Here is an 18884-nt window from a genome sequence, read left to right as displayed (position 1 = left end):
TGATCGGCGGGTGAGCCCAGCAGCTGAGGAGTCCGCGACCCGGTTCCGCTCCGTCTACCGGCACGGCTTCGCCCGGGTCGCGGCGGTCACCCTGCCGGTGACGATCGCCGACCCGGCGGCCAACGCCGTCGCCGTGCTGGCGCAGGCCCGGGAGTGCTCGGCCGAGGGCGTCGCCGTCGCGGTGTTCCCGGAGCTGTGCCTGTCCGGCTACTCGATCGAGGACCTGCTCCTGCAGGACCCGCTGCTGGACGCGGTGGAGGCGGCCATCGCCGACGTCGTCGCCGGATCGGCCGAGTTGACCCCGGTGCTGGTGGTCGGGGCTCCGCTGCGCCACCGCAACCGGGTCTACAACACCGCCGTCGTCGTCCACCGTGGCCGGGTGCTGGGCGTGGTGCCGAAGTCCTACCTCCCCACCTACCGGGAGTTCTACGAGGGCCGCCAGCTCGCTTCCGGGGTCGACGCCGCCGGTGAGGTGCACACGGTCGCCGGGCAGCCGGTGCCCTTCGGCCCGGACCTGCTGTTCGACGCCGTCGACGTGCCCGGCCTGGTGCTCGCGGTGGAGATCTGCGAGGACATGTGGGTCCCGGTCCAGCCCAGCGCCGAGGCGGCCCTGGCCGGGGCCACCGTGCTGGCCAACCTCTCCGGCAGCCCGATCACCGTCGGGCGGGCCGACCAGCGGGCCACCCTCGCGCAGGCGACGTCCATCCGCTGCCTGGCCGCCTACGTGTACGCGGCCGCCGGGCAGGGCGAGTCGACCACCGACCTGTCCTGGGACGGGCAGACCATGGTCTGGGAGAACGGTGTCCTGCTCGCCGAGTCCGACCGGTTCCCCGACGGGCCGCGCCGGTCGGTCGCCGACGTCGACCTGGACGTGCTGCGCGCCGAGCGGGCCCGGATGGGCACCTTCGACGACAACCGGCGGGCGCTGGCCGGGCGGCTGCACCACCGGCGGGTGGAGTTCCGGCTCCAGCCCCCGACGGGCGACCTGGGCCTGCGCCGCCGGCTGGACCGCTTCCCGTTCGTGCCGGCCGACCCCGAGCGGCTGGCCCAGGACTGCTACGAGGCCTACAACATCCAGGTCGTCGGCCTGGAGCGGCGGCTGGCGTCGATCGGCTGGCCGAAGGTGGTCATCGGCGTCTCCGGCGGGCTGGACTCCACGCACGCGCTGATCGTCGCCGCCCAGGCGATGGACCGGTCCGGCCGCCCGCGCAGCGACGTCCTGGCGTTCACCATGCCCGGCTTCGCGACCGGGGACGAGAGCAAGGCCAACGCCGTCGCCCTCGCCCGGGCGCTGGGGGTGACGTTCGAGGAGATCGACATCCGCCCGGCGGCCACCCGGCTGCTGACCGACATGGGCCACCCCGCCGGCCGCGGCGAGCCGGTCTACGACGTGACCTTCGAGAACGTCCAGGCCGGCCTGCGCACCGACTACCTGTTCCGGCTGGCCAACCAGCGCGGCGGGATCGTGCTGGGCACCGGTGACCTCTCGGAGATCGCGCTGGGCTGGTCGACCTACGGCGTCGGTGACCAGATGTCGCACTACAACGTCAACGGCGGGGTGCCCAAGACGCTCATCCAGCACCTGATCCGCTGGGTGGTCTCCTCCCGCCAGTTCGACGAGCCGGTGCTGCGCACGCTGGAGCGGATCCTCGCCGCGGAGATCAGCCCGGAGCTGGTCCCGGCCGGCGCGGGCGAGCCGGTGCAGAGCACCGAGGCGAAGGTGGGGCCCTACGCCCTGCAGGACTTCACCCTCTTCCACGTGCTGCGCTACGGCATGCGGCCCTCGAAGATCGCCTTCCTCGCGCTGCACGCCTGGGCCGACGCCGAGGCGGGGGAGTGGCCGGCCGGGTTCCCGGCCGACCGGCGGGTGTCCTACCAGCTGGGTGAGATCCGGCACTGGCTGGAGGTGTTCTGCCAGCGGTTCTTCGCCTTCAGTCAGTTCAAGCGCTCGGCGATGCCGAACGGCCCCAAGGTCTCGGCCGGGGGCTCGCTCTCACCGCGGGGCGACTGGCGCGCCCCGTCGGACGCGACGGCCCGGGTGTGGCTGGCGGAGCTGCAGCGCGAGGTCCCCGAGAGCTGAGCCACCCGCCCGAGGGGCACGACCGGCCGGGCCCGCCCGTGCGCGGCTAGCATGGGATGGGTCCCACCCTCCTCAGCAGGCAGGAGCACTCGTGGCCGGTGACGTCGCCGCACCGCAGACGTCCGACGCGCCCGCCGTCGAGGCGGAGCCGCCGCGCGCGGCACTGCCCGAGCGGCCGGTCGTCCGTCGTCCCGACGACGTCGCGCCCGAGCCCGGCGGGGACGCCGAGGCGGTACCCCGCCGGCGGGTCCGCGACCGGCTGGCCCGCCGCATCGTCGCCGGTCAGCGCTCCACCGGGATCCGGCCGGTGCTCGAGCCGTTGGCCGTGCTGCACCGGCAGAGCCACCCGAAGGCCGACCTGCTGCTGCTGCAGCGGGCCTACGACGTCGCCGAGGAGGCGCACGCCCCGCAGAAGCGGAAGAGCGGCGACCCCTACATCACCCACCCGCTGGCGGTCGCCACCGTGCTGGCCGGCCTCGGGATGGACACCACCACCCTGGTGGCCGCGCTGCTGCACGACACCGTCGAGGACACCGGCGTCACGCTGGACACCATCCGTGCCGACTTCGGCCCCGAGGTGGCCCACCTGGTCGACGGCGTCACCAAGATCGACCGGGTCAAGCTGGGCGACGCGGCGCAGGCCGAGACGATCCGCAAGATGATCGTCGCGATGTCCCGCGACCCGCGGGTGCTGGTGATCAAGCTCGCCGACCGGCTGCACAACATGCGCACCCTGCGGTTCCTCCCGCCGGAGAAGCAGGAGAAGAAGGCGCGCGAGACGCTGGAGATCCTCGCCCCGCTGGCGCACCGGCTGGGCATGAACACCATCAAGTGGGAGCTCGAGGACCTCGCGTTCGCCACGTTGTACCCCAAGCGCTACGACGAGATCGTCCGGCTGGTCGCCGAGCGGGCGCCGTCCCGGGACACCTTCATCGCCGAGGTGACCAGCCAGGTCACCGAGCAGCTCAAGGCGTCCAAGATCGAGGCGACCGTGACCGGCCGCCCCAAGCACTACTACTCGATCTACCAGAAGATGATCGTCCGCGGGCGCGACTTCACCGACATCTGGGACCTGGTCGGCATCCGCATCCTGGTCGAGTCGGTGCGTGACTGCTACGCCGCGCTGGGCATCATGCACGCGCACTGGCAGCCGGTGCCCGGCCGGTTCAAGGACTTCGTGGCGATGCCGAAGTTCAACATGTACCAGTCGCTGCACACCACGGTCATCGGCCCGCAGGGCAAACCGGTCGAGTTGCAGATCCGCACCCACGAGATGCACCGCACCGCGGAGTACGGCATCGCGGCGCACTGGAAGTACAAGGAGAAGGCACGCGCCGGCGGCGGCAAGGCCGACCTGGTGCCGACGCCCGGCGCGGCGGGCGACGACATGCTGTGGCTGCGCCAGCTGCTGGACTGGCAGCGCGAGGCCCAGGAGCCCGGTGAGTTCCTGGAGACCCTGCGGTACGACCTGGGGCCGCAGGAGGTCTTCGTCTTCACGCCCAAGGGCGACGTGATCAGCCTGCCCGGCGAGGCCACCCCGGTCGACTTCGCCTACGCGGTGCACACCGAGGTCGGCCACCGCTGCATCGGTGCCCGGGTCAACGGCAACCTCGTGTCCCTGGACAGCAAGCTGTCCAACGGTGACGTCGTCGAGGTCTTCACCTCCCGCTCGCCGACCGCCGGACCGTCCAAGGACTGGCTGTCGTTCGTCGGCTCGTCCCGGGCGCGCACCAAGATCCGGCAGTGGTTCACCAAGGAGCGGCGCGAGGACGCCGTCGAGGCCGGCAAGGACGCGCTCACCAAGGCCATGCGCAAGGCCGGCCTGCCGCTGCAGCGGCTGCTCGGCGGAGAGGCGCTGGCCACCCTCGCCGCGGACCTGCACTTCAGCGACGTCAGCGCGCTGTACGCGGCGGTCGGGGAGAACCAGGTCTCCGCGGCGTCGATCGTGGAGAAGCTGCTGACCGCGCTGGGCGGCTCGGAGGGCGCCACCGAGGACATCGCCGAGACGGCGATCCCCACCAAGCGCACGGTGGCGCGCACCGCCAGCGGCGACCCGGGCATCGTGGTGCACGGCATGACCGACGTCTGGGCCAAGCTCGCCAAGTGCTGCACGCCGGTGCCCGGCGACGACATCCTGGGCTTCGTCACCCGCGGTGGCGGCGTCAGCGTGCACCGCACCGACTGCACCAACGCCGCTGACCTGCAGAGCAAGCCCGAGCGGCTGGTGGAGGTCGACTGGGCCTCCCAGCCCGGCGCGGTCTTCCTGGTGGCGATCCAGGTCGAGGCGCTGGACCGGCACCGGCTGCTCTCCGACGTCACCCGGGCGCTGGCCGACGAGCGGGTCAACATCCTCTCCGCCTCGGTGCAGACCAGCCGGGACCGGGTGGCGATCAGCCGGTTCACCTTCGAGCTGGCCGACCCGGCGCACCTGGGCGCGGTGCTGCAGACGGTGCGCAACGTCGACGGCGTCTTCGACGTGGAACGCGTCACCGCGTGATGACGGACCCCCTCTCCCCCCGCCACTCGCACGCTCCTCGCAGCGAGCCCCTGGGAGGGGGCCCGACGGCGGGAGCATCGCAGGGAGCGCCAGCGACCGAGGAGCGGACGGCGGCGCGGAGTCGCGCCGTCGGCACCGCGTGAGGACAGCCGCGGGAGCATCGCAGGGAGCGCCAGCGACCGAGGAGCGGACGGCGGCGCGGAGTCGCGCCGTCGGCACCGCGTAGGGGTGGACGTCCGCGGCGTCGACCCACGGGACGTGCGCTGGGAGATCGACCACCCGCGGTACCGGGTCCACTTCTGGTGGGGCGCTCCCGGTTACGGGGGGCAGCCACCGGGGTCGGCGGCCGACGAGTACGAGATCTCCGGGGCGGACGTCCCCGCCGTGCTGGACTGGGCGGCGTCCCGCTGCAGCGAGCCGGGGGCCGACCGGTTCGAGCTGTTCGCAGTGGTCGACCACTCCGGTGACCGGGGCCTGGTGCGGCTGACCACCGCCTGACCCCCGGCTGAGCGGTCGCGGTCAGGCGGTGGGGCCCTGGCGGCGGCGGGGGCGACGGTCGGGGAGCAGCAGGACGACGGCGGCCGCGGTGCTCAGCAGCAGCGGGAGCCCCGGGCGCTCCCAGGACGCCAGCTGGACGACCGCCGCCCACACCAGGCAGACCACCGCCACGTCCCGCGCCACGTGCCGTCTCATGCCCGGACGGTATCGGCGTGGCCGGCCCCGGACGCGCGACGGCCCGGCCCCTCGGGGAGGGACCGGGCCGTCGGGTGCCGCGGCTACTGCTGGACGGTCATCGACTCGATGGTGACCGGCTCGGCGGGAGCGCCGTCGGACGCGCCGCCCTCGATCCCGGCGGCGGCGATCGAGTCGAGCACCGCGAGGCCTGCCTCGTCGATCGTGCCGATCACGGTGTAGTCCGGGGAGAGCTGGCTGTCGGCGTAGACGAGGAAGAACTGGCTCCCGTCGAAGCCGGAGCCGCTGTTCGCCATCGCGACCGTGCCGCGCGGGTAGGTCTCCTCGCCGGTGACCTGGGTCGGGAACTGGTAGCTGGGGCCCCCGGTGCCGGTGCCGCTGGGGTCACCGCACTGCAGCACGCTCAGCCCGCCGGAGGTCAGCCGGTGGCAGGGGCTGCCGTCGAAGAACCCCTGTTGGGCCAGGTACACCATGCTGGCCGAGGCGCAGGGTGCGTTCTCCTGGTCCAGGGTCAGCGGGATGTCGCCGACGTTCGTCGTCATGGTGACCGGGACCGTGCCGGTGGTCGGCACCTCGGCCGGCGGCGTGCCGGCGTCGGTGGTGGTCTCGCCGCGGCTGGCCTCGGTGAAGTCGCAGGTCCCGTCGCTGCCGTCGACGACCGGGGCGGTGGCGGCGTTGTCGCTGGCGGCGCCGGCGGTGTCCGCCGTGTCGTCCTCGCCGGTGATCCCGGTGATGATGAAGACGGCGGCCACCACGGCCAGCACGGCGATGACCGTCACACCGATGAGCACGTTCCGGCGCCGCTTCCGGGCCAGCTGCTCACGGCGCTCCAGCTGACGCTGCAGGTGGCGCTGGGCGGCCTCACGGCGCTGCTTGTTGGTCGGCACTCTTCTCGGGCTCCTCGGGCGGTGGTCGGCGGCGGGCCCGGGGCGGCGGCGGCCGGCGCCCGGGCGGCGTCAGGTGCGCAGTGTAGGGGCGCTCCCTGGCGGCTCCCTGGCAGCGCGGCTGGGTGTGATCACAGCCGCGTAACCTGCACGGGTGCTCATCCGCTCCTTCCCCGCCGGCGCGTTCGGCACGAACTGCTACGCGGTGGCCCCTCGCGCGGGGTCGTCGGCGCTGAAGCAGGAGTGCGTCGTCGTCGACCCGGGCATGGACGCCGTCGAGCCGCTGCGCGCGATGCTCGCCGACAACGGCCTGCAGCCGGTCGCCGTCGTGCTGACCCACGGGCACCTGGACCACACCTTCTCGGTCGTGCCGGTGTGCTCCGGCTACGACATCCCGGCCTACCTGCACGCCGCTGACCACCCGATGCTCGCCGACCCGGTGCGCTGGCACGGGCCGCAGCTGGCGCCGCTGATCGGGGCGGCCGACCTCCCCGAGCCCGACGACGTCCGGGTGCTGGCCGACGGCGCCACGCTCTCGCTGGCCGGCGTCGACCTGACCGTGCGGCACGCGCCCGGCCACACCCGGGGATCGGTGGTCTTCTCCCTGGACCTCCACGACTCCCCGGGTCTGCTCGCCGGCGACGTGCTGTTCGCCGGATCGGTGGGCCGGGTCGACCTGCCCGGCGGCTCGTGGCCGGACATGCTGCGCTCGCTGCGCGACGTCGTCCTGCCGCTGGAGGACGACACCGTCGTGCTCCCCGGGCACGGCCCGGCGACGACGATCGGGCGCGAGCGCGCCACCAACCCGTATCTCGCCGAGGCCGCCTCGGCACCGAAGGGACACCGACTGTGAGTGAGCCGATGCGGGCTCCCAAGGGCACGTTCGACACGCTGCCGCCGGCGTCGGCGCAGTTCCTCGCGGTGCGCGACACCCTGACCGCGCCGCTGCGCCGGGCGGGCTACGGGTACATCGAGACGCCGACGTTCGAGGACACCGCGGTGTTCTCCCGCGGGGTGGGGGAGTCCACCGACGTCGTCTCCAAGGAGATGTACACGTTCACCGACCGCGGTGGCCGGTCGCTGACCCTGCGCCCGGAGCTCACCGCGGGGCTGATGCGGTCGTTCATCGAGCACCGGCTGTACTCCGGCGCGCTGCCGGTGAAGCTGTGGGCGGTCGGCTCGGCGTTCCGCTACGAGCGACCCCAGGCCGGCCGCTACCGGCACTTCACCCAGGTCGACTGCGAGGCCCTCGGCGTCGACGACCCGGCGCTGGACGCCGAGATCGTCGCGCTGGCGGTACAGGGGTTCCGCGACCTGGGCCTGCGCGACTTCGAGCTCCAGCTGACCTCGCTGGGTGACGCGACCTGCCGGCCGCAGTACCGCGAGCTGCTCGTGGCGTACCTGGCGGAGCTGGACCTGGACGAGGAGACCCGGCGCCGGGCGGAGATCAACCCGCTGCGGGTGCTCGACGACAAGCGGCCCGAGGTGCAGGCCCAGCTCGACGATGCGCCGCTGATGGTCGACCACCTGTCCGACACCACGAAGGCGCACTACGACGCCGTCCGTCAGCACCTCACCGACCTGGGCGTGGAGTGGACCGAGGCGCCGCGGCTGGTGCGCGGGCTGGACTACTACACGAAGACCACCTTCGAGTTCGTCCACTCCGGCCTCGGCGCCCAGTCCGCGATCGGTGGCGGCGGGCGCTACGACGGGCTGTCCGCGGCGCTCGGCGGCCCGGACCTGTCCGGCATCGGCTACGCCGTCGGCGTCGACCGCACCCTGCTCGCGGTGCAGGCCGAGGGGCTGGACCTGGGAGCGAGCGCCGGAGTGCAGGCCTTCATCGTCCCGCTGGGGGCGGAGGCCAAGCGGCTCGCCGTCCGGCTGGTCGGGCAGCTGCGCGAGGCCGGCGTCGCCGCCGACACCGTGTACGGCGACCGCGGGCTCAAGGGCGCGATGAAGGCCGCCGACCGTTCCGGCGCCACGCACGCCGTCGTGCTGGGTGAACGGGACCTCGCCGATGGGGTGGCGCAGCTGAAGGACCTGCGCACCCAGGAGCAGGTCGCCGTCCCCCTGGGCGAGCTGTTCGAGCGCGTGCGTGCGACGGTTGGGAGGTGACTGTGACTTCCTCGACCCCGCTGGAGACCCGCCCGCTCGGCCGCACCGGTGCCGACGTATCCGTCGTCGGACTGGGCACCTGGCAGCTGGGCGGTGACTGGGGCGAGGTCACCGAGGCCGACGCCGCCGCCGTCCTGGACGCCGCGCTCGACGCGGGCGTGACCCTGCTGGACACCGCGGACGTCTACGGCGACGGCCGCTCCGAGCAGCGCATCCGCCAGGCCCTGGCCACCCGCGGCGAGCGCCCGTTCGTCGCCACCAAGGCCGGCCGGCGCGCCGACCCGTTCACCGCCGAGCAGTACACCCCGGAGAACCTGCGCGCCTGGATCGACCGGTCGCGGACCAACCTCGGCGTCGACACCCTCGACCTGGTGCAGCTGCACTGCCCGCCGCCGACCGTCTACTCCGACGAGCGGGTCTACGACACCCTCGACACCCTCGTCGAGGAGCAGGCGATCGCCGCCTACGGCGTCTCGGTGGAGACCGTGACCGAGGGCCTGACCGCGCTGCAGCACCCTGGCGTGCAGACCATCCAGGTCATCCTCAACATCTTCCGGCGCAAGCCGCTGGAGCAGCTGCTGCCCGCCGCCCAGCGCGCCGAGGTCGGCATCCTCGCCCGGGTTCCGCTGGCCAGCGGCCTGCTGTCGGGCAAGTACTCCACCGACACCACGTTCGCCGCCGACGACCACCGGAACTACAACCGCAACGGCGAGGCCTTCGACGTCGGCGAGACCTTCGCCGGCGTGCCGTTCGAGGTCGGCGTCGCCGCCGCGCGCGAGGTCGCCGAGATCGCCGGCCCGGACGTCTCCACCGCCGGCTTCGCGCTGCGCTGGGTCATCGACCAGCCCGGCGTCACCACCGTCATCCCGGGCGCCCGCAACGTCCAGCAGGCGCTGGACAACGTCGCGGCCGCCTCGCTCCCGCCGCTGTCCGACAGCCAGCTCGCCGACCTCGAGCGCGTGTACGACGAGCGCATCCGCGCACACGTGCACGACCGCTGGTGACCGTCCCCACCTCCCTCAGAAGGGCCTGAAACGTGCTCCGCACCCACGACGCCGGGACGCTCCGCGCCTCCGACGCCGGCTCCACGGTCACCCTCGCCGGCTGGGTCGCCCGCCGCCGCGACCACGGCGGGGTCGTCTTCCTCGACCTGCGCGATGCCTCGGGCTACGCCCAGGTCGTCGTCCGCGAGGAGGAGGCGCACGCCCTGCGCAACGAGTACTGCGTGCTCGTGACCGGGCAGGTGCAGCGACGCCCCGCCGGCAACGAGAACCCCGAGCTCTCCACCGGCGAGATCGAGGTCGTCGCCGCGGAGCTCACCGTGCTGTCGGCCGCCGCGCCCCTGCCGTTCCCGATCGAGACCGCCCAGGCCGCCGGGGACGACGTCCGTTACAAGTACCGCTACCTGGACCTGCGCCGGCAGGGCCCGGCGGCGACGCTGCGGCTGCGCAGCGAGGTCAACCGGATCGCCCGGGGGGTGATGGCCCAGCACGGGTTCACCGAGGTGGAGACCCCGTCGCTGACCCGCTCCACCCCCGAGGGTGCCCGCGACTTCGTCGTCCCGGTGCGGCTGCAGCCGGGCCACTGGTACGCCCTGCCGCAGTCGCCGCAGCTGTTCAAGCAGCTGCTGATGGTCGGTGGCCTGGAGCGCTACTACCAGATCGCCCGCTGCTTCCGGGACGAGGACTTCCGGGCCGACCGGCAGCCGGAGTTCACCCAGCTCGACTTCGAGATGAGCTTCGTCGACCGGGACGACGTGCTGGCCGTGGCCGAGCACGTCATCCGGGCGCTGTGGCGGGAGCTGGCCGGCTACGAGGTGCCGGAGATCCCGCGGATGACCTACCGCGAGGCGATGGACCGGTTCGGCTCCGACAAGCCCGACCTGCGCTTCGGCGTGGAGCTGACCGAGCTGACCTCCTACTTCGCCGAGACCCCCTTCCGGGTCTTCCAGGCGCCCTACGTCGGCGCGATCGTGATGCCCGGCGGCGGTTCGCAGCCGCGGCGGGCCTTCGACGCGTGGCAGGACTGGGCCCGGTCGCGGGGCTACAAGGGCCTGGCCTACGTCACCGTCGGCGAGGATGGCACGCTGGGCGGCCCGGTGGCCAAGAACATCTCCGAGGCCGAGCGGGCCGGGCTGGTCGAGGCCGTCGGCGCCGCACCCGGCGACTGCGTCTTCTTCGCCGCCGGCCCGCGCCGGCAGGCCCAGGAGCTGCTCGGCGCCGCCCGCAACGAGGTGGCCAAGCGGCTGGAGCTCATCGAGCCGGGGTCGTGGTCGTTCCTGTTCGTCGTCGACTTCCCGATGTTCGAGCAGACCGAGGACGGCGACTGGACGTTCATGCACCACCCGTTCACCTCGCCCACCCCGGAGTGGCGGGAGCGCTTCGCCGAGGACAAGGGTGCGGCGCTGTCGGACGCCTACGACCTGGTGTGCAACGGCAACGAGCTGATGAGCGGGTCGGTCCGCATCCACGACGCCCAGCTGCAGGAGCGGGTGTTCCAGACCCTCGGCATGACGCAGGAGGAGGCCCGGGCGCAGTTCGGCTGGTTCCTGGAGGCCTTCGACTACGGCCCGCCGCCGCACGCCGGTGCCGCGATCGGCTGGGACCGGCTCACCGCGCTGCTGGCCGGCGTCGACTCCATCCGCGAGGTCATCGCCTTCCCGAAGACCGGCGCGGGCTTCGACCCGTTGACCGGTGCGCCGACGCCGATCACCGCCGCGCAGCGGAAGGAGGCCGGCATCGACGTCGACCCGGACGCCGAGCCGGCCCCCGGTCAGCCCGGTGCGCCCGGCCCGACCGACCCCGCCAAGGGCGCCTGAGGGCGGAGTTTGTCCTCCCCGGCAGTCGATCATCGGCGGACGGCCGCGCGCACTGGCGTGTCGGGCAGTCGTTCGCCGATGATCAACGCGGGACCCGGTCGGGCGGGGGGAGCGGCGGGCATGCGGGTGCTGGTCGCGGCGATGCCCTTCGCGGGTCACGCCAGCCCGATGGCGGCCGTGGCCGCGGCCCTGGTCGCCCGTGGGCACGACGTCGTCGCCTACACCGGTCGCCGCTACGCCGAGCGGTTCACCGCCGCCGGTGCGACCTGGCTGCCCTGGCGGCGTGCCCCGGACTTCGACGACGCCGACCTGCGGGCCACCTTCCCGCAGGTGGGCGACGGGCGGGGACCACGCGCGGTCACCGCGAACGTGGAGCACGTGTTCCTGCGCACCGGCGTCGGCCAGGCGGCGGACCTGCTGGCGGCCGGGCCGTTCGACGTGCTGGTGTCCGATCAGCTCGCGATCGGGTCCGCGCTCGCCGCGGAGCGCACCGGCACGCCGTGGCCTCGGTCTCCCTGGTGCCCCTCGGCCTGACCAGCCGGGACCTGCCGCCGTTCGGCCTGGGTCTGCGGCCCGGCCGCGGCCGGGCCGGGCGGGCCAGGGACGCCGCGCTGCGACGAGCCACCCGGCTCGCGCTGGGCCGGCGGCTGGACCGCGTGGCCACCGAGGTACGGGCCGAGCTCGACTTGCCACCGGCGCCCTCCACCGCCCTGGACGCCTTCTACTCGCCGCAGTTGGTGCTGGTGCACGGAGTGCGGGAGCTGGAGTACCCGCGCAGTGACCTCCCCCGGCACGCGCACTTCGTCGGCCAGCTCGCCGCGCCTGCCGGAGGCGCCCCCCTGCCGCCGTGGTGGGCAGACCTGACCGCGGCCGACCGCCCCCTGGTGCACGTCACCCAGGGCACCTACGACGTCGACCCCGCCGACCTGCTGCTCCCCGCGTTGGCCGGCCTCGCGGACGCCGACGTGCTGGTGGCCGCATCGACCGGACCCGCCGGGCTGCCGGACGCGCAGGTGCCGGCCAACGCCCGGCAGGCACCGTTCCTGCCCTACGACCGGCTGCTCCCGCGGACCTCCGTCGTGGTCACCAACGGCGGGTGGGGCGGGGTGCTGGCCGCGCTGGCTGCCGGCGTCCCCCTCGTGGTCGCCGGCGGCACCCTCGACAAGCCGGAGATCGCCCGCCGGGTGGCCTGGTCCGGTGCGGGGATCGACCTGCGCACCGGCCGCCCGCGGTCCGCGCAGGTGGCCGACGCCGTCGGACGGGTGCTGGCCGACCCGGCCTTCGCGCGGCGGGCCGCGCAGCTGGCCCGCTCCCTGGCCGCTCGTGGCGGAGCCGGCGAGGTGGCCTCCCTCGTGGAGCGGCTGGCCACCGAGCGCCGCCCCGTGCTCCGGGAGTCGCCCGACCCGTGGGCCGCCTGACCGACCACCGGCCGTGCTCGGGGACTCCGGAGGTGCTGGCGGGCGAAGCGCAGCACCAGCCAGCCGTCGGCTGCCATCAGCGAGCACCGGTCGACGTCGCGGGCGAACTGGTCCACGTCCGCGTGCCGGCGGCGCTCGTACTCCAGCAGCACCTTCCAGTCGCTGTAGCGGAGGCCCCATGGGCCACCACGCGCCGGGCCGACCGTCGACCTCGACGTGAGGTCGAGGGTCGGGGAGACCGAGGGCGCTGGGTCAGGCGGCGTCGAGGCGGGCCAGCTGGTCGGGGGTCAGCCGGAGCTCCGCCGCGGCTGCCGAGTCGGTGATCGACTCCGCCCGGGACGCCCCCGGGATGGGGACGACGACGTCGGCCTGGGCCAGGTGCCAGGCCAGCGTCACCTGGTAGACGGAGACCCCGAGCTCGTCGGCCACCGCGGCGAACGCGTCGGCGGTCGACCCCAGCGACTTGGCCGAGGACACCCCGCCGAACGGGCTCCACGGGATGAACGCCAGCCCGAGCTCCGCGCAGTGGGCCAGTTCGCCGGCCGAGGAGCGCCAGCCGGGGGAGAACTGGTTCTGCACGCTCACCAGCGCCGGGCCCACGATCTGCCGGGCGCTGTCGATCTGGGCGACGTCGGCGTTGGAGATCCCGGCCAGCCGCACCAGCCCGTCGTCCACCAGTGACCTCAGGGCGCCCATCGACTCCTCCCACGGCGTCGCCGGGTCCGGCCGGTGGAACTGGTAGAGCCCGATCGCCTCGACGCCCAGCCGGCGCAGCGAGGCCTCGCAGGCCCGGCGCAGGTACGCCGGCGACCCGTCCAGCTCCCAGTCGCTGCCGCGGCGGGTGTGCCCGCCCTTGGTCGCCACCAGGACGTCGTCCGTGGTGCCGCCGTACGAGCGCAGCGCCCTGGCGACCAGCTCCTCGTTGTGCCCGAACTCCGCCTCGTCGCGGGCGTAGGCGTCGGCGGTGTCGACCAGCGTCACGCCGGCCTCGAGCGCGGCGTGCACCACCGCCTCGGCGTCGGCGGGCGTGGGACGGTCGTCCTTGGTCGACAGGGGCATGGCCCCCAGGCCGATGGCGCTGACGGTGCGGTCGCCGATGCGTCGCTGCTGCATGGGGACCGTCGTGCCCCGCGGGTAGCGTCGCAACCGTGAGCTCGCTGTTCGACCCCGCACCAGACGACGACGGTGGCGCGCCGGTCGACCCCGGTGTGCCGCTGGCGGTCCGGATGCGACCCCGCTCGCTGGACGAGGTCGTCGGGCAGACCCACCTGCTCGGGCCCCGCGCGCCGCTGCGCCGGCTGGTGGAGGCCGACGAGCCGATGTCCCTGGTGCTCTACGGGCCGCCGGGAACCGGCAAGACCACGTTGGCGCACGTGATCAGCCTGGCCACCAAACGGCAGTTCGTGCAGCTGTCCGCGCTGGACTCCGGGGTGAAGGAGGTCCGCGCGGTCATCAGCTCGGCCAAGCGCGAGCTGACCATGGCCGGCCGGCGCACGGTGCTGTTCATCGACGAGGTGCACCGCTTCTCCAAGACCCAGCAGGACTCCCTGCTGTCGGCGGTGGAGGACCGGATCGTCAGCCTGATCGCGGCCACCACCGAGAACCCCTTCTTCTCGGTGGTCAGCCCGCTGCTCTCGCGCAGCCTGGTCCTCGCGCTGCAGCCGCTGGACGACGACGACGTGCGCACGCTGCTGCGCCGCGCGCTGACCAGCGACCGGGGGCTGGACGGCGCGGTGACGTTGAGCGCCGAGGCCGAGGAGCACCTGGTCCGCATCGCCGGCGGCGACGGCCGCAAGGCGCTGACCGCGCTGGAGTCCGGCGCGGGCGCGGCGCTCGCCGCCGGCGGCACCGAGATCGACCTGCCCACCCTGGAGACCGCGGTGGCCCAGGCGGCGGTGCGCTACGACCGCGCCGGCGACCAGCACTACGACGTCGCCAGCGCGCTGATCAAGTCGATCCGCGGGTCCGACGTCGATGCGGCGATGCACTACCTGGCGCGGATGGTGGAGGCGGGGGAGGACCCGCGCTTCATCGCCCGCCGGCTGGTCATCTCCGCCAGCGAGGACATCGGCATGGCCGACCCCACCGCGCTGCAGACCGCGGTCGCCGCGGCCGAGGCCGTGGCCTTCATCGGGATGCCGGAGGGCCACTTCCCGCTCGCCCAGGCCGTCGCCCACCTGGCCACCGCACCGAAGTCGAACGCGCTGACCGTGGCGATCGGCGAGTCCGTCGCCGACGTCCGCGCCGGGCTGGCCGGCCCGGTGCCGCCCGGGCTGCGCGACGCCCACTACGCGGGGGCGAAGAAGCTGGGCCACGGGAAGACCTACTCCTACCCGCACGACCACCCCGACGGCGTGGTGCCGCAGCAGTACCCGCCCGACGCCCTCGTGGGCCGCGACTACTACCGGCCGACGGCGCGCGGGGTGGAGGCGCAGATCGGCGCCCGGCTGGTCAAGCTGCGGGCGATCGTCAGGCGACAGCTCCGGGAGCATCGCAGCGAGGGACGAGCGAGGAGCGGACCGGAGCGCGGAGCCTGACCGGCGTGCACAGCCGACGGCGGGGCTGACGGTGGCCGGGCACAGCTAGGGTTGCTCGACCGGTGGCCCGACCACCGCGCACGCAGAAGACGACGAAGGGGACCCACCACGTGTCCGCAGGAGAGATCGCCGGGCTGATCGCAGCCATCGCGGTGGCGTTGCTGGTGCTCATCGTGGCCGTGCCACTGATGAAGCTGGGGCGCACGCTCGACGAGACCACGCTGACCATCCGGCAGGTCCGGGAGCAGAGCCAGCCGATCCTCAGCCAGGCGTCGACGACGGTCACCCACGTCAACGCCAACCTCGAGCGGGTCGACGACATCACCGGCAACGCCGCCAACGTCTCGAGCAACGTGGCGGCGCTGACCAGCGTCTTCGCCGCGACCCTGGGCAGCCCGCTGATCAAGGTCGCCGCGTTCAGCTACGGCGTCCGCAGCGCCGCGCGGAAGAAGCGCGAGGGCCAGGCGCTCGCCGACGCCCAGCGCACCGCCAAGGACGAGCGGCGGGCCCGCCGCGCCGCCCGGAAGGCCGCCTGATGCGCCGGCTGTTCTGGCTCACGATGGGCGTGACGATCGGCGTCCTCGTCGTCCGCAAGCTGTCCCAGACGGCGGAGAAGCTCACCCCGCAGTCGATGGCCGGCAACCTCGCCGACGGGCTGCGCGAGCTGGCCGACGCGATCGGCGACTTCGGGGCCGACGTCCGGGCCGCGATGGCCGAGCGCGAGGAGGAGCTGCGCGCGGGCACCGGCCTGGACGCCCCGCTGCCCGACAGCTCCCAGGTCGAGCTGCCCACCCGCCGCGGCGCGCACGCCGCGGACAGCTGAGCCCCACCCTCCCCGCTGCCTGAGCAGGCAGCACCCGCTGGCTGGAGAACCGAGACCCACCGCATGCAGACCGCCGAGATCCGCCGCCGCTTCCTGGCGCACTTCGAGCAGCGGGGCCACACCGTCGTCCCGAGCGCCTCGCTGGTGTCGCCCGACCCCTCGTTGCTCTTCACCGTGGCCGGGATGGTGCCGTTCATCCCGTACCTGACCGGCCGTGAGCCCGCCCCCTACCCGCGGGCCACCAGCGTGCAGAAGTGCGTCCGCACCCTCGACATCGAGGAGGTGGGCAAGACCACCCGGCACGGCACGTTCTTCCAGATGAACGGCAACTTCTCCTTCGGTGACTACTTCAAGGAGGGGGCGATCCAGTACGCCTGGGAGCTGATCACCGGAGCGGTCGCCGACGGCGGGCTGGGCTTCGACCCGGAGAAGATCTGGGTGACGGTCTACCTGGACGACGACGAGGCCGCCGACGCGTGGCACCGCATCGCCGGGGTGCCGAAGGAGCGCATCCAGCGGCTGGGCATGGACGACAACTACTGGTCCACCGGGGCGCCCGGGCCGGCCGGTCCCTGCTCGGAGATCTACGTCGACCGCGGCAAGGAGTACGGCCCGGACGGCGGACCGGCCGTCGACCGCGCCGGCGACCGGTTCCTGGAGATCTGGAACCTGGTCTTCATGCAGTACGAGCGGGGCCCGGGGGAGGGCAAGGACTTCCCGATCCTGGGCGACCTGCCCAAGCAGAACATCGACACCGGCATGGGCCTGGAGCGGGTTGCCTACCTGCTGCAGGGCGTCGACAACATGTACGAGATCGACGAGGTCGCGCCGGTGCTGCGCCGGGCCGCCGACCTGGCGGGGGTGCGCTACGGCGCCGACCACGAGGCGGACGTCCGGCTGCGGGTCGTCGCCGACCACGTGCGCAGCGGGCTGATGCTCATCGGCGACGGCGTCACCCCGGGCAACGAGGGGCGCGGCTACATCCTCCGCCGGCTGCTGCGCCGCGCGGTCCGGTCGATGAAGCTGCTCGGCGTCGACGAGGCCACCCTGCCGGAGCTGCTCCCGGTCTCCCGCGACGCGATGAGCGCCAGCTACCCCGAGCTCGCCGCGGACTTCCCCCGGATCTCCGGCGTCGCCTACGCCGAGGAGGAGGCGTTCCGGCGCACCCTCACCGCCGGGACGGCGCTGTTCGACACCGCGGTCGGCCAGGCGAAGAAGGCCGGCACCCCGGCACTGTCGGGGGAGCAGGCGTTCTCGCTGCACGACACCTACGGCTTCCCGATCGACGTCACCCTGGAGATGGCCGCCGAGCAGGGCGTCACCGTCGACGAGGCCGGGTTCCGTGCCCTGATGAAGGAGCAGCGCGACCGGGCCCGCGCCGATGCCCGGGCCAAGCGCACCGGCTCGGTGGACGTGCTGGCCTACCGCCGGCTGCTCAGCGAGTTCGGCCCCACCGACTGGCGGGCCTACGACGCACTGCGCACGGACTCGCGCGTGCTGGGCGTGGTCGACGAGTCCGACGACGCGACCAGCGGCGACGCCGAGCCGGTCGTCGGTGCGGGGGGCATCACCCGGGTGGTGCTGGACCGCACCCCGTTCTACGCGGAGTCCGGCGGTCAGGTCGCCGACGCCGGCGAGCTGACCTGGGACGGCGGCCGCGCCGAGGTCATCGACGTGCAGCGCCCGGTCAAGGGTCTGGTGGCCCACCAGGTGCGGGTGCTCGAGGGTGAGCTGCGCGCCGGCACCGAGCTCACCGCCCAGGTCGACCGCGAGTGGCGGTTGTCGGCGTGCCAGGCGCACTCGGGCACGCACGTGCTGCACGCCGCGCTGCGCCAGGTACTCGGCCCGCAGGCCCTGCAGTCCGGCTCCTACAACCGTCCCGGGTACCTGCGCCTGGACTTCGCCTGGCAGGGCGCGCTCACCGCGCAGCAGCGCCGGGACATCGAGGACGTCGCCAACGCCGCCGTCCGCGCCGACCACGGGGTGCGCGCGCTGTACATGACGCTCCCGGAGGCGCGGGAGTTCGGCGCGCTGGCGTTGTTCGGGGAGACCTACGGCGAGCAGGTGCGCGTGGTCGAGATCGGCGGCGAGTGGTCCCGCGAGCTCTGCGGCGGCACCCACGTGCGCGGCAGTGCGCAGATCGGCACGCTGGCGCTGACCGGCGAGAGCTCGGTCGGGTCCGGTGCCCGCCGGGTCGAGGCGGCGGTCGGCCTGGAGGGCTTCCGCTACCTGGCCCGCGAGCGGGACCTGGTGCGCCAGCTCGCCGACCTGCTCAAGACCCCGCAGGACGGGCTCGCCGACCGGGTCAGCGGGATGCTGTCCCGGCTCCGGGACGCCGACAAGGAGCTCGCCGACCTGCGCGCCCAGCAGACCCTGGCCGCCGCCGGCGACCTGGCCGGTGCGGCGACCGACGTCGGCGGGGTCGCGGTCGTCACCGGGGCACCGGCCGGCCTCTCCGGCGGTGACCTGCGCAGCCTGGCCCTCGACGTCCGGGGCCGGCTCGGGGAGAAACCCGCCGCGGTGGTGCTCGCCTCCGCCGCCGACGGCAAGGTCGCCCTCATCGCCGCGGTGAACCCCGCCGCGCAGCAGCGGGGCCTGTCGGCCAACGACCTGCTCAAGGCCGCGGCCGGGCCGGTCGGTGGCCGCGGTGGTGGCAAGCCCGACGTCGCCCAGGGGGGTGGCACCGACCCCGCGGGCATCCCCGCGGCCCTGGCCGCCGCCCAGCAGGCGATCGGGGCGGCCACCTCGTGAGCGCGGCGTCCGACGGGTCCGGCACCGGGCCGGTGGAGGAGCCGGTCGCCCAGACCGGTGGGGGGGGGGGGGGGGGGGGGGGGGGGGGGGGGGGGGGGGGGGGGGGGGGGGGGGGGGGGGGGGGGCGGGGGGGGGGGGGTGGCGCGCCCCGCCCGCCCGCGCCCGCCCCCCGCCCCCCCCCCCCCCCCCCCCCCCCCCCCCCGGCCGGGACGCCCGGCAGGACGCCGAGCAGGGCGGGCAGGGGGAAGGGCACCACACCGAGCGGGTG

16 protein-coding genes are annotated in these 18884 nt (G+C 74.2%); 13 read left to right on the top strand and 3 right to left on the bottom strand.

The genetic code is table 11. The features are described 5' to 3' along the window. Positions 1-10: 10 nt before the first annotated feature. From ACI783_RS14240 to ACI783_RS14230, 3 genes are all read left to right on the top strand, one after another. Positions 11-2080: an NAD(+) synthase gene (locus ACI783_RS14240; protein ID WP_457141048.1), complete on the top strand. Its 2070-nt coding sequence runs from the start codon at positions 11-13 to the stop codon at positions 2078-2080. A gap of 91 nt (positions 2081-2171) precedes the next feature. Next, entirely contained in the window at positions 2172-4577 is a 2406-nt protein-coding gene (locus tag ACI783_RS14235; RefSeq protein ID WP_457084403.1) for a RelA/SpoT family protein, read from the top strand. A 228-nt stretch (positions 4578-4805) separates the two neighbouring features. Further along, positions 4806-5075: a hypothetical protein gene (locus tag ACI783_RS14230; protein ID WP_457141047.1), complete on the top strand. Its 270-nt coding sequence runs from the start codon at positions 4806-4808 to the stop codon at positions 5073-5075. 21 nt (positions 5076-5096) lie between these two features. Here ACI783_RS14230 and ACI783_RS14225 read toward each other — a convergent pair whose 3' ends face one another. Together ACI783_RS14225 and ACI783_RS14220 are read right to left on the bottom strand one after the other, a co-directional pair. Further along, a complete protein-coding gene (locus tag ACI783_RS14225; protein ID WP_457141046.1) occupies positions 5097-5270 on the bottom strand; it encodes a hypothetical protein in 174 nt (57 codons plus the stop codon). Between the two features lie 83 nt (positions 5271-5353). Further along, a complete protein-coding gene (locus ACI783_RS14220) occupies positions 5354-6157 on the bottom strand; it encodes a peptidylprolyl isomerase (RefSeq protein ID WP_457141045.1) in 804 nt (267 codons plus the stop codon). Between the two features lie 151 nt (positions 6158-6308). Between ACI783_RS14220 and ACI783_RS14215 the strand changes: the two genes are divergently transcribed. The 6 genes from ACI783_RS14215 (at position 6309) to ACI783_RS14190 (ending at position 12505) form a co-directional block, all read left to right on the top strand. Then, the gene (locus ACI783_RS14215; RefSeq protein ID WP_457141044.1) at positions 6309-7007 is read left to right on the top strand and encodes an MBL fold metallo-hydrolase; all 699 of its coding nucleotides are present in this window, start codon (positions 6309-6311) and stop codon (positions 7005-7007) included. Further along, positions 7004-8269 (top strand): histidine--tRNA ligase, encoded by a 1266-nt coding sequence (hisS, locus tag ACI783_RS14210; protein ID WP_457141043.1) that lies wholly within the window; start codon positions 7004-7006, stop codon positions 8267-8269. Before ACI783_RS14215 ends, hisS begins: the two co-directional genes overlap by 4 nt. Before the next feature lie 2 nt (positions 8270-8271). Beyond that, positions 8272-9273, top strand: coding sequence for an aldo/keto reductase (locus ACI783_RS14205; protein ID WP_457141042.1), 1002 nt, complete (start codon positions 8272-8274; stop codon positions 9271-9273). A 32-nt stretch (positions 9274-9305) separates the two neighbouring features. Then, positions 9306-11087 (top strand): aspartate--tRNA ligase, encoded by a 1782-nt coding sequence (aspS, locus tag ACI783_RS14200; RefSeq protein WP_457141041.1) that lies wholly within the window; start codon positions 9306-9308, stop codon positions 11085-11087. A 120-nt stretch (positions 11088-11207) separates the two neighbouring features. Beyond that, the gene (locus ACI783_RS14195) at positions 11208-11621 is read left to right on the top strand and encodes a hypothetical protein (protein ID WP_457141040.1); all 414 of its coding nucleotides are present in this window, start codon (positions 11208-11210) and stop codon (positions 11619-11621) included. After that, complete coding sequence (locus tag ACI783_RS14190; protein ID WP_457141039.1) at positions 11588-12505, top strand: glycosyltransferase; 918 nt, start codon at positions 11588-11590, stop codon at positions 12503-12505. The genes ACI783_RS14195 and ACI783_RS14190 overlap by 34 nt, the downstream gene beginning before the upstream one ends. A 252-nt stretch (positions 12506-12757) precedes the next feature. Here the strand turns inward: ACI783_RS14190 and ACI783_RS14185 are convergent, their stop codons facing one another. After that, a complete protein-coding gene (locus ACI783_RS14185; RefSeq protein ID WP_457141038.1) occupies positions 12758-13618 on the bottom strand; it encodes an aldo/keto reductase in 861 nt (286 codons plus the stop codon). Between the two features lie 35 nt (positions 13619-13653). Here ACI783_RS14185 and ACI783_RS14180 point away from each other — a divergent pair, with 35 nt between their 5' ends. The 4 genes from ACI783_RS14180 to alaS all read left to right on the top strand — a co-directional run bounded on the left by ACI783_RS14180 (position 13654) and on the right by alaS (position 18616). Then, entirely contained in the window at positions 13654-15042 is a 1389-nt protein-coding gene (locus ACI783_RS14180; protein WP_457141037.1) for a replication-associated recombination protein A, read from the top strand. Positions 15043-15152: 110 nt separating this feature from the next. Then, positions 15153-15578: a DUF948 domain-containing protein gene (locus ACI783_RS14175; RefSeq protein WP_457084378.1), complete on the top strand. Its 426-nt coding sequence runs from the start codon at positions 15153-15155 to the stop codon at positions 15576-15578. After that, on the top strand, positions 15578-15865 hold the full coding sequence (locus ACI783_RS14170; protein ID WP_457084376.1) for a hypothetical protein: 288 nt from the start codon (positions 15578-15580) through the stop codon (positions 15863-15865). Before ACI783_RS14175 ends, ACI783_RS14170 begins: the two co-directional genes overlap by 1 nt. Before the next feature lie 63 nt (positions 15866-15928). Next, positions 15929-18616, top strand: a complete 2688-nt coding sequence (alaS, locus tag ACI783_RS14165) for an alanine--tRNA ligase (RefSeq protein WP_457141036.1) — start codon at positions 15929-15931, stop codon at positions 18614-18616. Positions 18617-18884 lie beyond the last annotated feature (268 nt).

It is taken from the genome of Modestobacter sp. SYSU DS0511, from assembly GCF_054050755.1.
This window is presented reverse-complemented; position numbering and strand designations above follow the sequence as displayed.